This is a genomic window from Pseudobutyrivibrio xylanivorans DSM 14809 (genome assembly GCF_900141825.1).
GTDB classification, from domain to species: domain Bacteria; phylum Bacillota; class Clostridia; order Lachnospirales; family Lachnospiraceae; genus Pseudobutyrivibrio; species Pseudobutyrivibrio xylanivorans.
In genome coordinates this window covers 1-12,602 of record NZ_FQYQ01000041.1, presented here as the reverse complement: position 1 = coordinate 12,602, position 12,602 = coordinate 1, and the positions used below count along the sequence as shown (strand labels likewise).

Genomic DNA, 12,602 nt, shown 5'->3' with positions numbered 1-12,602 from the left:
TTGTTTTTATTTAGTAACCACTGCATCCAATTCTTGAAGCTATCAAAACCTTCTCGACTGTTGCTAAACTTAAAAACTTTACCTAGTTCAATGCCTCTCCAATCAAAGGCTCTGGCATAATGTGTAGTACTTCCTATATCAATTCCAACTACCAAAGTTGATTCTTTTACTTGATTGATTCTCTCATTCTGCTTACAATTCATTTGTGGGTGTCTCCTTTGAACAATGATTTTTATTAACCGGCAAGTTAACAATCATTATTCTATGAGAGGCACTCATTTTTTACAAACCTGATATTTTTACCCTAACAGGAATGCTCCCTTCACCACTTTGGTATCCTATATTAGTTTAACATTATGGTAAAAAAGCAACAAGACCAGTTGATGTTGTTCGTGCCGCAAATCGTGTCGTTCGTGCATTATCTATTGAAAAGATTTTTCAAGGTGTTATATTCGTCATAGAATATATTTCTATGGGAGGTGAAAGGGAATGAGAAGAAAGGAATTATTAGCCAAGAAAGTATTACAGGCTACGGAATATGTGGCTAAGAAAAAGGCTAACTGTTTATGTTTCGGAAGGTTTTATGAGCCTAAAGTTCCGCAGAAACTAAAGAAATAAGTAAGAGGAGGCGTGAGTTTATGAAAATATTTAAGAAGGCTACTTCATTGGTAATGCTGTTAGCATTTTTGCTGACTTTTTTAAGACCATTGAGTGTTGAGGCCGCACCAGCACCGACGTTGACACGAATAATAATTCACGAAATGATGTATGAGGATACAACGGGTGAGATTTATGTTTACATAGAATATGTAGGGAGACCAAGTACGGCATCTGTAATATGTAATGGTTTTGTTTGTCCGGAAGATACTAGGTATCGAGATACTATTTTTGGGTCAAATAATATAGAAGTTGGTGAAGTAAGATTTTTTAAAACACCATATACAATTGACCAAGCACCTGGAATTCATTCTTATGCAGTTACCGCAGAAGCTCAAACATTAAGATATCCAAGGCAAACGATACGTGCAAGCAGAATTCTTCCTGGTGTTTCAGTTAATTAATATAAACAGTGAAAGCTTACATGTATTTTAGTGTGAGATTTTTCCTGAAACAATTGACATAAGATAAGAAAACAAAGAATAGTGAGGTGCTTCATGAACAAAGGTAGAAGAGTGTTTCGATTATTAGGAATACTATTCTTGAGTGTATCATTATCATTACAGGTTTTTGCAGCAGAAACAGATGATGAAGAAGTATTTTTCGAGAATGGCAATACAGATGAGATTTTGTTTGAGGATTTGCAAAATGAGTATCCAATTGTTAGTGAGTCAGATTTTGAGGATTTAGGGTTATCTTTTCCAGGTATTGTATCTGCACCAATTTCTATAGGCACAATGGCAAATTCAAGTGTAGGGGACAGATATGAATCAAATAATAAGTATGAAACAGCGACTACAGGCCTCATGGGAAAAAGAATATCGGCAACATTGCATGACGGAGATGTAGATTGGTACAAGATGGAAGTATTAGATACCTCTGTGCCATATGCATTTGTTTTAATGGATATACCAAGTAATTGCAATTATGACATGATTGTTGTTAATTCAGACGTTACAGAGGGGTATGTTGATTTTAAGGAAGGAAATACATCAGAGGTATTTTATCTGAATTTTGAATCGGAAGGAACGTATTATATCTGTATACAATCAAGTTCAGGATACAGTGATACACCATATACATTATATTTTGGAGCAGCATATAAAGATGGTGGCACAGGGTGGAGAAGTTCTGGATTGACTTTTAATTTCGGATATAAGCCTCAAGGAGGAACTGATTATAGGCATTGTGATCATAGATACTATAATTTATCAAATGATATCAATATTCCAGATGGAGCAGTTCTGACGGATTTTCGCATTGACAATAATGGCAATGGTGGTACATGGGGTGGTTTTTATAAGTATATAAAAACTTCTTCTGGTTATATGATGGAACAATATGGTAATTTGGAGGCATTCGATATACCGCAGAACGCTTTTTATGTAAAACAGAATTGGGAAATATGGGGAAAGGTTCTATATAGCTATAGTTTTACTTGGCAGCCAAATATTTATATCGGCTACAAATATGTAGTATCACCTCAGACGATGCGTTTTTTGTAATGTATAAGCATTAAGGTTAACTAATATTATTTAATAACGTGTCGATATAAATTTATATAAGGACTAATAGGAAAGCATTTTTTCAATGGATTGAAATATTGAAAAAATGCTTTTTCTATTTATAAGTGATTGGGGTGGTGGTCAAGATGATTGTAAGTTAATAAGGAATTATAGTTTTTATACATGATTAAAATCTTTTTTGTTTGATTCGTTTTATCAAACTAAGAAAAGGTAGAAAGGAAAAGTATGGATATAGGTAGTGTATTGTCACAAAGAAGCTATTATGGTATGAATTATAAAACTAATTCAAATGTTTTAAAAACAAGGGGGGAATCGGAATACGATGTTGGAATCTCAGACAAAGAAATAACTTTTTCAGACACTATTACATCAAATAAGGTTATAACCAATGATAAATGGGAACCAGAAAAAATGATTGAGATTATCAATACTATGTCTGGAACAGAACGTATAAATGCTAGTTGTTCTGGTAATAAGCCTTCGTTCGCAAGTAAAGTTTATAACCAAGAAGAAATGGAAAAATATGTAGAAGACCTTATAAAGAGTAATGAGTATAAGAGGAAAACCTTGAGACAATGCATGTTAGAGATGGAACCTGATGCATTAACTGCTACTCAAAGTTTTTGGGACGATCCAAATACACATTATACTTTTGAGGAATTCATTAAAGAAATGGAAAGACGCTACGGATGTGTGGATGAATAATACAACTGTGGCTAGTAACAAACCGCTTGGACCTTTCTGGAGAGCGGTGCAGCTTTGACTGACAGATAAGTTGCAGAAAGGAGTTTTATGGCAGATTATTTAGCAGAAAACAATTTTCTTATGCAGGGAGCTTTTTCTAGTAGTTATCTTTATTTTTCTAATTTCGCTAATAATAAAGATTCTAGTTTTGAAAAAGCTATGAAAGCTTCAGCAGATGAACAATTGAATACTACTGAAGTTGCGGAGGATGGAAAAAATAAAGGAAATAGCTATACACGTATTGTGTCAGCAACAGTAATGAGCAGTGAGTTTTCAGCAACTGCAGGTGCAAACGGTACTACAGCATTTTCTTATCAAGGTGTAATGCAACAGTTTGAAATCAGAATAGATGTTAATGGCGATGATAGAAAGTATACAGCCATTGGTACTGATAAAGATGGAAAACAGTTTGAAAAAGAAATAGATCCTTATAATGTTGATCCTACTGATGCAGACTTTACAGAGTTTGCAGCTTTGTGCTCATACATTCGTGAAACAGAGAATCTTGCTGATGAGACAATGAAATTTGTGAGCGACTTTGAGGTAAATGATATTTTTGAGCGCATGGATTATCTTGCTACCTTCTCAAGTGAAATGGGCAAATATGAAATGGCAGGAATGGGAAATCTTTCGATAGAAAACTTTATGCCTCACATCAATAAGTTGATGGAAACTCTTATGGGAGCAACCATGGAGAAATATAATTTGAGTCTTGATGAAACAGGCAGTGTTTTGCAAGACAAGGAACAACAGCGCTTAGATATAATTTCTAAGGTGACGAAGAAGGTAGAAGCTGAACATGAATATATTATTTCACGGCATGGTGCAGTTGAAGAAATATCAGAAGATTCTGTTTCAAAGGACAGAAAGGTTATAGGTCTAACAAGTTATCCAGTTTCGGATTTGGTGGCTAATATGGTTATAGCATACGAAGCACCGGAGTCTACTGCAGAGGATCCAATAGTGCAGTTAAGTATGAAAGAAACTGATGGTAAGGTCCATACATATAATATCCATGTAAATGACGTTGATCCAAGTAATGCTTCTGAAATGGAGATATTTGCATATCTAACGTATCAAGGACACATAGGAAATAAGATACCAGGAGCCATTAATAATTGGGCAGCATATCGAACATTAAAACTTGAGGATGATATAGATAACTATGGCGAATCTAGAGAGTTATTTGGTGAAAAGTATTTTACTAGCACAAAAAGCAATGCTTTGGCTTTGATAGAGAGGGTATATTCATGGATGAAGAATATTAAACACCAAGATGCCCAAAAGCAAGCCGGATGGTGTAGGGATTTAATTGATATGCTGAATATGGGGAACGTAGAGGCTTTACAGGAAGTATAATTACAATTCACACCAAGTTTATAGCATTTCAGCACAGATCTATTACAAGTATTGGTAAAGAACACGATATTCTTAGTGGGAGGATGAAAGGAGCTGATTGCTATGGATGTAAGTGGAGTAACTTCTCAGATAATGGAACTTAAAACGGCTACGCCTTATGTCACCAGACAGGAGGAGATAAAAACTGGTTTTAAGAATATAAATGATTATTCAAAATATCTTCAGGAAAAGTATCCAGAGATGAATACAGGTACTAAAAACATGTATGGTGTTCCCGTGACGGTAACAGTTTCAAGTGCTTTTCTTGAAAAGTGCAATAAGGATCCAGAAAAGGCAGCTTTCCTCGAAGAAAATTTAGCTGTAACAAATGAGTGTGTTAAAAGAAGCGTTGAGTACACAAAGAATATGCCTGGAAATCCAGTGATGACATTTATGACTATTGAATATGATGCTAATGGTGAGATTACCATGACAAGTGCTTGTACCAATGATCCTGACGGAAAAATCGCCCGTGAAAATGCAAAACGTAAGGCTGATGAGGCCAGAGAAACACAGAAGAAACTTGAAAAAAGGCGTCTTAAGAAAAAGAAGGAAAAAGAAGCTGAAGAAAAGCGGAGACTAGAGAAGATTAAGAGTGAGTCATTAGAAACACAAGAGTATATTGGAATGGGAACTGATTTAAGGGCGATTACAGAAAGCATTTTTGGTAGTAAGGGAAAAACTTCTTTTGATTTAAGAGCTTAGATGAAATATGTACAATGGGATTATGGCAAATGCTCATAATCCCATTTTTACTTTACGCAATTCACAACAAAAAAAGTGCGTTTCACACAAGAGGTAAGGTTTACATAAAGGTAAATTGGCTATAATAATGTTTATGAACAGTGGGGTATTTGAAAATGAAAATTGCAATTTGTGATGATGAAAAATACATAAGGGATTTTATAGCCGAAAGCATCTCAAAAGAGGTGGAGAAAGCGGATGTTATATGTTTTGAATCTGCAGAAGGTATGTTAGAAGCAGATGGGAATGTAGACATTATGTTTCTAGACATTCAGATGGCTGGAATGGATGGAATGGAGTTGGCACGACAAGTTCGTTCTAGGGGAAGCGATGCTGTGATTATCTTCGTTACTGCGCTAGAGGAATACGTATTTAAAGCATTTGATGTCAAAGCTTTCAATTATCTTGTAAAACCAATCAATAAGGATAAATTTGAAGAAGTATTACATGCAGCTATTGAAGAGGTGAGGCATCGTCCGAATAAGCTAATTTCAAAGGAATCAGAAGATAAAACTTTTTTGATTAAAGCTAACGGATTAAGTCGAAATATTGCTTTATCAGAAATTGCATTTGCTGAGGTTTTTAATCGTAGAATTGTACTTCATATGAAGGATAATGATGAGATTGAGTATTATGGACGAATGGCGGATTTAGAGAAAATTGCTGGTGGTGATTTCTTTAGAGTTCATAGGGCGTATTTAATAAATCTTTCAGCAATTCAATCATATAACTCAAAAGTTGTTAGGGTGATGGGATTAGAATTACCAGTTGCTAGGGGAAAGTATCAAGATTTAGTAAGAGCATATTTATCATATAATACAAGAGGTTTGTGATGATGGTATCAGACGCTTTTTTTAATAATTTTATGATTGGTGCAATTGAAATATACTGCCTAATTACTTCGATTCTATTTGTTTATTGGCTATGTCCTTTTGTTAACAAGAAGAAAGCTGTATATGTTGCAGCTCTTTTTGAGTGGGGTGTAGACTGTATTCTTAGATATGTTGATATTCAAAATGGAATTAGATTAGTTTTATCTATATGTTCGCTTTTTATTGTGGGTATCATATTGTTCTTATTGGATGAGAAAAGAAATCTTATGCAAAAGGTTTTTCTTTGTGTGTGCTTTTTCATCATAAGATGGCTGACACTGGAAATCTTCACTGAGCTTGGGTTCTATGAACGAGATTTTATCATGGAATTCAGTTTGTTTAGAGAAAGCATTCCGGCAATAGTGGCTGAATATGTGGTCTCAACAGTTATTGAGTACGGATTAGCGTTATTGCTGTTATTCATTTCAATCAGACTTGTACTTAAAACGTATAAGAATAAGCATGAAAACTTGTCATGGAAAGAATTTATTATGCTATTAATACCATGTGCATGTATTTTTCTTGCTACTCGCATCATCTATGCATATTACATGTTGTGGTTTGATGGCATTGAAAATGGAAGTATTCAAGCAAATATTCCAGGTAATTTATATAGAATATTGTTCTGCGTAATGTCGTATTTAACATTAGTTGTGACGTTATATTTTTATCAGAGCATTAAGGCTAATAAAGAAATCGAGTATGCTAATCGTGTTCTTGCTAATCAGATTTACGACAGCAAAAGATATGTGGAGCAAGTTGAGGCTGTTTATCAGCAGATGAGGGCTATGCGTCATGATACCGGTAATCATGTGGCTGTAATGTCAGGCCTTTTGGAGTCTGAAAAGTATAATGAACTTAGAGACTATCTTGGTAAATGGGAAGAAGCATATAAGGACATTGTTCCAGCTGCAAAAACGGGAAATGCTGTAACTGATGTTGCGTTATCAGAGTATGTAGATAAATTTGCTAAGGATGAAATAAGTTTTAAACCACTCTTCAAGTATCCAAGTAATGTAGGTGTAAATCCGTTTGATATGTGTGTGGTGCTTACAAATGCTTTACAAAATGCCTACGAAGCTTCACTTAACGTTAAGGAGCCGTTTGTGGAGATAACTTCAGTTGAACGAGATAAGGTTTATATTATTAGTATCAAGAATAGGTCAGAGATAAAGTCGCGGATTGATGAAGATGGGCTTCCTATATCTATAAAGAATGGTGACAGCCATGGGTTTGGTGTACGAAATATTAGGGAAATTGCTAGGAAATATAACGGAGATATTGAGATTAAGCAATTGAGTGAAAAAGATGGGTTATGGTTTGTGCTTAACATTATGTTAGTTGGATAGGAATACAGAGTAAAGCTTGCTGCAGTAATGCAGCAGGCTTTATTTTTTTGTAATAGATGCTGTTCACATCATATAAAATGCGGTTCACAACAAATGGGTTTAGATTGAAAAAATACTAGTCGATAGCGATTATAGAAAGCTATAAGTCTATCTAAAAGGAAAAGGATTTCGATTGTGAACCAAGGAGGGTGATTACATGGGAATGGAAATATCTCGCAATAATCTGAGCTATTATCAGGGAATTCAAACAAATAGTCAAAACATTAAGGGAAACGAATTAGTTGCAGAAGAAACATCCACCAGAAAAACGGCAGCTGATGAGTTAAGCTATTTACAGAGTAAATATGATGGTATCCAGTTTTTTGCTATGGATGTTTCATACGGCACAACTTATGGCTCTAAGGATACTACAAATATAGCTATATCCCCAACTTTTCTTAAGAAAATGGCGGAAGATCCAGAATTGGAGAAGGAATACACGGACCAATTTGAAAATATGAAACGTCTTGATAAGGAAAACATACAACGAATTGAAGCTGGTGGTGGCAAACTCATTGCTCAAGGCTGGGTGATAGATAAAGATGGTGGAATGAGTAAGTGGAGTATAGGTACTTATGGTGGTAAACAGAATTATAAGCAGCAACCATATGATTACTTGAGTAAACTCAGAAAACAAAAGACTGCAAAGAAAAAGAGTTTATCAAAGAATAATAATCATAGCACAGCTAAGGCAAAAATAAAGATAAAAAGTCATAGCATTGACGCTCGTGTATAGATTGGAGGCGATTTCATGAACATTAATATAAATAGAATTGGTGAATCACAAAGATCTAGTACGACATTTCAGATAAATCAAAATCAGCAGATGGATTCTTATAGTAAGAGTATCCAGGAGCAGATAAATAATTCCCAGGAGCAGCTTCAATCTCTTGGCGAGGACAAGGAAATGTCTATAGAAGAAAAAATGAAAAAGCGACAGGAAATTCAGAAGCAGATATCTGATTTGCAAAATCAATTACGCCAGCACCAGATTGAGCAACGTAAGGAAAGTCGGCAAAATAAAGGCTCATCTATGGAAGATATGCTAGGAGGCAAGAAGGCTGTTAAATCATCAAAAGCCTCAAAGGGCATTTCTACAGCTAGTATGAAAGCACTTATATCAGCTGATAGTGCGATTAATCAGGTTGAAGCCCAAGGTGCAGTTAAAGCCAACATGAAAGGGGAAGTTGGCATTCTTGAAACTGAAATAAAGCTGGATTCTGCCAGGGGAAAAGACGTAGAAAAGAAACAGGAGCAGCTTGCTGATATTGAGGCAAGGACCAGAGATATTGAATCTGCTCAAATGGATGTAATTAATCGTGCAAACAAGGAAATCGATAAGTCAGCTGAAAGTGATGATAAACATACTACAATCGCTTCTGATAAGAACAATAAAACAGATAAAGCTAACAAGTCAGAAACTGAAGCTACAACTGAGCAACGTGCAGATTTAGTAGAGTCTAATGATGAGAATACAATTCCAGAGGGAGTAGAAATCAATCCTGATAATCCAGTAGGTAATAATGTTGATGAGGTATTATAGGAGGGATTGCCTATGAATATTAAGTTACAAGGCATTGATTTGTTAGGTAATCTTGGATTAAAAAGCACGCAGGATAGGTTAAACAGGCAAGCTGAACGTGATAATAAAATCGCGTTCTTTGAACAGCAAAAGGAAAATCTTAAGAATATGAAAGCCGACACCATAGATGAGATTGCCAGAAAACTTGACTTGTTCCATGGGTATGAAGATCAAATAGCTGCGGCTAAGATGGAGTACAACAATTCTCAGATGTTTCATGTATTTGACGAAGCCCAGGAGCTTGCTGAAAAGATTGCTGAGGCTGCAGAGAAGAATAAACCTAAGACTTCTGAAGAACGTCGTGAGGATATGATTGAGGAAGCAACTGGCGTTGAAAATGATGGAATGCTTGATGAGTTAATGGATAATCTCACCGAGGCAGTTGAAGAAGTCACGGAAGAGATGGTTGAAGAATTGCAGGAAACATCTGAGGAGGCATTATCGGAGGAAGAGTTGGAACAGGCTAAATTGTTGAAAGATGAACAGTTTGAAAAATTAGAACAGGAAAAAGATATTCCTGAGAATTATAAACCGTTTGATTATCGTATTTAATAGATTATTAGAATAGACAAGGAGGTCGATAGTATGGCAAGGATTAGCGATTATGTATCAAGTCATAAGTATTTTGACGAGAATTACAACGTAAACAATCAAAATTATTCTAATGATTTCTTGGCTGGACTTAATGTATCATCGCCTGCAGCATCAAGCGGAACATTCAGTTTGTCGGATTATTCAATGATTAAGAGCGGAACCTATGGCAAACTAATGAAGGCTTATTATGCGCAGGAAAAGGCACAGAAGTCATCCTCTGGTAAAGACTCCACAGCAAAGCTTTCAGTGATGTCAGATAATGCTGCATCGTTGTCTAAATCAGCTGAAGCATTGATGAATTCTTCCCTTTGGACAAAAAAAGAAGTTAAGGAAAAGAATGAGGAAACTGGAGAAGAAACAACCAAATCAGAATATGACTGGAAGGCTATAAGCAAGGCTTTAAATTCATTTATAGATGATTATAACAGCACAGTTGAAGCGGCTGGTGAATCAAATACTAAAAGTGTTTTAAGAAATGCAGCATGGATGACAAAAGCTACATCAGCTCACGAGCGCTTGTTGAATCAGGTGGGCATTTCTATTGGGAAAGGTAATAAACTTTCTTTAGATGAGGATGAGCTGAAAAAATCAGATATAGAAGTTCTTAAGACTCTTTTTATTGGTCATAATTCATTTGCATCAAAGATTATGAATAAGGGAAATTCTATTGCAAATGCAGCTGGAGTTGGGAGTTCTTATACTAAGAATGGAACCTATTCAAAGGCAGTGTCTCAGCTTGCTAACAGCAAATTTGATGTGAAGGAATAATAGGATTGGAGGTATTTATTATGGGTATGGATATTAGTGGAATTACAAATACAAACGCGACTTCGTTAGTTCAGAATAAAAATGATGTTAAGAATACTGATACATCAAAGGTTGAAGAAAAAGTGGCTGAAAATAAGAGTACAGAGCAAGGCGCCACATACGAAAAAAGCGATGTAAAAGAGACTGGAACTTATAAAATCAATAAGATGAGTAAAGAAGATCGTGCGGCATTGGTCCAGCAGCTTAAAGCTGATATGGAACAGCAAAAACAGCAGATGCTTGAATTAGTAAATAAGACTTTATCTGGACAAGTTGGTACTTTTGGAAAGGCTAATGATGATAGCTTTTGGAGAATGCTTGCTGGAGGAAATTTTAAAGTTGATGCAGCAACAAAGGCTCAAGCCCAGGCTGATATAGGCGAAGATGGTTATTGGGGCGTTAAGCAAACTTCTCAGAGATTGTTTGATTTTGCAAGCGCACTTGCTGGTGATGATGTTGACAAAATGAAAGAAATGCAAAAGGCAATGCACAAAGGCTTTGGTCAAGCAGGTAAGTCTTGGGGAAGAAAGCTTCCTGATATTTGTCAGCGTACAATAGATGCTGCGGATTCACTGTTTGACAATTACTATAAGTCAAAGGAAAGCGAATCCAAGGAAGTGATTAGTGAGGATACAATTAAGGAATAGATGAGTTACCTGCTATTCAATACATTATTTGTGCATTTCATTACATTGAGATTATTGAAGCAGAGGATTTGGCGAAACATATTATAGAAAATGCTTTTAGGAGGCTAATCATATGAGTTCAATAAATAATTCTTATGAATATTATCAATGTAACCAGGGCTTGCTTTCTATGCTTAATAAGAGTAAGTCAGGAAATCCTCTTATAAATCAGTTGATTTCAAATAATGAAATAAAATATCAGCAAAAAATGGAATCATTAGGTATTAGCACCACGAAAAATAATACAAAATATAAAAATGTGGATAATGCGACCAATAATCTTTTGGATGCACTAGAGAAGCTTGATGATAAAGATTTATATTCCGCTGAAAGTGGTAAAGAATATGATAAATCTAAGCTCATTAAAGGAGTAACTAATTTTGTCGCAGCCTACAATAGCACTATTTCTAATTTGGATAGTTGCGGTGGTGCATTAAATAAGAGCTTTAAGACTGAATTCACCGATATATTCAAGGAAAACGCAGCTTCTTTTGAAAAGATTGGCATTACAATTAACGCTGATAAAAAGCTCTCAGTTGATCAAGAAAAATTGAACGCAGCTAATCCTGAAGATATAAAAGCACTATTAGGTAGCGGTTCATCATACAGAAGAGAACTTATCAGTAGTGCTAATTCGATGGATTCAATCATAAATAAAGCTTTAGCAATGCGTTCTGGGACATATAATGCTAATGGATTTATGATGTATTAAGTCTATTCATTACATGGAACTGTCCATTGATAGCATGTAGCTTTATAGCATTGTCAATGCTTCCGAAATTTAATATAAGAACTGTAAGCCAAGATTCATGGATGAATATAATATGAGTCTTGGCTTTTTGTATTGAATGAGGAGGTGGCGCCTTTACGAAGAACAATCTAAGAAGCTAGCGCTTAATAACTCGGAGATGGATATGTTGCTCCTTGGCAATACTAATTCTATAAATAGATCTGCACTTTCAAAAATATATGAGTCAGGAACGGCTAATGAAACTCTATATTCATCTTTTGCTATTGATACTAATGAAATTATTTAATAAGCAATATTTGTTTTAGTTAACCACTTGGACCTTTCGGAAAGTGGCATAGTTCAGATTGACAGATGGACTGAGGAATGGAACTTAAATAAAGCAACGAACAAAGGGTACACTGCTATAGTGGTAGTGTACCTTTTGTAAGGAATTGTATTAAGCATTTAAGAATGATAACATTTACTCATAATGAAAAAAATAACGAGGGAATTATATGTATGGACAAGCTTAAATCGATAGTTTTATTAAAAATAGTAGGTTTAAACTATGCTAGCGTAAAAATTTTCTCGGAAAATATACACAAATAATAAAAGAACATCCTTCTTTGTGATAAAGTATTGGTTTGCGAAAACTATACACACAAGGGAGGATGTTCTTTTATGGAAGATATTATAAGTTATTTGGCGGAATATTTCATTCCAAAATTATTAGAGATGAGGCTGGAGTATTATAAAAATCCAACAAGTCTGGCTGATTTTGCTATCGCAACAAAAGAAGAAACTGATAAGTTAGGTAGGGAAATTTTACAGGCATCCATAGTAGAAATGGATAGGTTAATCAAAGAATTACCAG

The 12,602-nt window shown here is 35.2% G+C and carries 15 protein-coding genes and 1 pseudogene; 15 read left to right on the top strand and 1 reads right to left on the bottom strand.

Annotation, left to right across the window (positions count from 1 at the left end; translation table 11 throughout):
* A pseudogene (locus tag BUA88_RS15485) lies at positions 1-203 on the bottom strand (IS110 family transposase); the annotation flags it as partial.
* A 286-nt stretch (positions 204-489) separates the two neighbouring features.
* On the opposite strand from BUA88_RS15485, the gene BUA88_RS15480 reads away from it, so the two are divergent.
* The 15 genes from BUA88_RS15480 to BUA88_RS15410 form a co-directional block, all read left to right on the top strand.
* Positions 490-618: a cyclic lactone autoinducer peptide gene (locus tag BUA88_RS15480; RefSeq protein WP_083572569.1), complete on the top strand. Its 129-nt coding sequence runs from the start codon at positions 490-492 to the stop codon at positions 616-618.
* A 20-nt stretch (positions 619-638) separates the two neighbouring features.
* A complete protein-coding gene (locus tag BUA88_RS15475) occupies positions 639-1,061 on the top strand; it encodes a hypothetical protein (protein ID WP_072919651.1) in 423 nt (140 codons plus the stop codon).
* 138 nt (positions 1,062-1,199) lie between these two features.
* Positions 1,200-2,162 carry a hypothetical protein gene (locus BUA88_RS15470; protein ID WP_159430913.1) on the top strand — a complete coding sequence of 321 codons (963 nt, stop codon included), beginning with the start codon at positions 1,200-1,202 and terminating at the stop codon, positions 2,160-2,162.
* A gap of 288 nt (positions 2,163-2,450) precedes the next feature.
* The gene (locus BUA88_RS15465; RefSeq protein WP_143151461.1) at positions 2,451-2,888 is read left to right on the top strand and encodes a hypothetical protein; all 438 of its coding nucleotides are present in this window, start codon (positions 2,451-2,453) and stop codon (positions 2,886-2,888) included.
* A gap of 87 nt (positions 2,889-2,975) precedes the next feature.
* Positions 2,976-4,286, top strand: a complete 1,311-nt coding sequence (locus BUA88_RS15460; protein ID WP_072919646.1) for a hypothetical protein — start codon at positions 2,976-2,978, stop codon at positions 4,284-4,286.
* A gap of 102 nt (positions 4,287-4,388) precedes the next feature.
* Positions 4,389-5,030, top strand: a complete 642-nt coding sequence (locus tag BUA88_RS15455; RefSeq protein WP_072919644.1) for a hypothetical protein — start codon at positions 4,389-4,391, stop codon at positions 5,028-5,030.
* Positions 5,031-5,185: 155 nt separating this feature from the next.
* Positions 5,186-5,902: a LytR/AlgR family response regulator transcription factor gene (locus BUA88_RS15450; RefSeq protein ID WP_072919642.1), complete on the top strand. Its 717-nt coding sequence runs from the start codon at positions 5,186-5,188 to the stop codon at positions 5,900-5,902.
* Positions 5,902-7,290 (top strand): sensor histidine kinase, encoded by a 1,389-nt coding sequence (locus BUA88_RS15445; RefSeq protein ID WP_072919639.1) that lies wholly within the window; start codon positions 5,902-5,904, stop codon positions 7,288-7,290. Before BUA88_RS15450 ends, BUA88_RS15445 begins: the two co-directional genes overlap by 1 nt.
* Before the next feature lie 196 nt (positions 7,291-7,486).
* Positions 7,487-8,065 (top strand): DUF6033 family protein, encoded by a 579-nt coding sequence (locus tag BUA88_RS15440; protein WP_072919636.1) that lies wholly within the window; start codon positions 7,487-7,489, stop codon positions 8,063-8,065.
* A 15-nt stretch (positions 8,066-8,080) separates the two neighbouring features.
* Complete coding sequence (locus tag BUA88_RS15435) at positions 8,081-8,872, top strand: FlxA-like family protein (RefSeq protein ID WP_072919634.1); 792 nt, start codon at positions 8,081-8,083, stop codon at positions 8,870-8,872.
* A 12-nt stretch (positions 8,873-8,884) separates the two neighbouring features.
* Entirely contained in the window at positions 8,885-9,463 is a 579-nt protein-coding gene (locus tag BUA88_RS15430; protein ID WP_072919632.1) for a hypothetical protein, read from the top strand.
* A gap of 33 nt (positions 9,464-9,496) precedes the next feature.
* On the top strand, positions 9,497-10,273 hold the full coding sequence (locus BUA88_RS16570) for a hypothetical protein (RefSeq protein WP_072919629.1): 777 nt from the start codon (positions 9,497-9,499) through the stop codon (positions 10,271-10,273).
* A 20-nt stretch (positions 10,274-10,293) separates the two neighbouring features.
* A complete protein-coding gene (locus BUA88_RS15420; protein WP_083572568.1) occupies positions 10,294-10,959 on the top strand; it encodes a hypothetical protein in 666 nt (221 codons plus the stop codon).
* A 112-nt stretch (positions 10,960-11,071) separates the two neighbouring features.
* The gene (locus tag BUA88_RS15415) at positions 11,072-11,710 is read left to right on the top strand and encodes a hypothetical protein (protein ID WP_072919626.1); all 639 of its coding nucleotides are present in this window, start codon (positions 11,072-11,074) and stop codon (positions 11,708-11,710) included.
* 699 nt (positions 11,711-12,409) lie between these two features.
* On the top strand, positions 12,410-12,602 hold a 193-nt coding region (locus BUA88_RS15410), incomplete at its 3' end, for a UPF0236 family protein (protein ID WP_242939634.1).

Excerpts from the sequence above, each read along its gene's own strand:
- BUA88_RS15435 (WP_072919634.1), top strand. The coding sequence starts at position 8,081 with ATGAACATTAATATAAATAGAATTGGTGAATCACAAAGATCTAGTACG.
- BUA88_RS15430 (WP_072919632.1), top strand. The coding sequence starts at position 8,885 with ATGAATATTAAGTTACAAGGCATTGATTTGTTAGGTAATCTTGGATTA.
- BUA88_RS15445 (WP_072919639.1), top strand. The coding sequence starts at position 5,902 with ATGATGGTATCAGACGCTTTTTTTAATAATTTTATGATTGGTGCAATT.
- BUA88_RS15460 (WP_072919646.1), top strand. The coding sequence starts at position 2,976 with ATGGCAGATTATTTAGCAGAAAACAATTTTCTTATGCAGGGAGCTTTT.
- BUA88_RS15415 (WP_072919626.1), top strand. The coding sequence starts at position 11,072 with ATGAGTTCAATAAATAATTCTTATGAATATTATCAATGTAACCAGGGC.
- BUA88_RS15480 (WP_083572569.1), top strand. The coding sequence starts at position 490 with ATGAGAAGAAAGGAATTATTAGCCAAGAAAGTATTACAGGCTACGGAA.
- BUA88_RS15440 (WP_072919636.1), top strand. The coding sequence starts at position 7,487 with ATGGGAATGGAAATATCTCGCAATAATCTGAGCTATTATCAGGGAATT.
- BUA88_RS16570 (WP_072919629.1), top strand. The coding sequence starts at position 9,497 with ATGGCAAGGATTAGCGATTATGTATCAAGTCATAAGTATTTTGACGAG.
- BUA88_RS15450 (WP_072919642.1), top strand. The coding sequence starts at position 5,186 with ATGAAAATTGCAATTTGTGATGATGAAAAATACATAAGGGATTTTATA.
- BUA88_RS15475 (WP_072919651.1), top strand. The coding sequence starts at position 639 with ATGAAAATATTTAAGAAGGCTACTTCATTGGTAATGCTGTTAGCATTT.
- BUA88_RS15455 (WP_072919644.1), top strand. The coding sequence starts at position 4,389 with ATGGATGTAAGTGGAGTAACTTCTCAGATAATGGAACTTAAAACGGCT.
- BUA88_RS15465 (WP_143151461.1), top strand. The coding sequence starts at position 2,451 with ATGAATTATAAAACTAATTCAAATGTTTTAAAAACAAGGGGGGAATCG.
- BUA88_RS15420 (WP_083572568.1), top strand. The coding sequence starts at position 10,294 with ATGGGTATGGATATTAGTGGAATTACAAATACAAACGCGACTTCGTTA.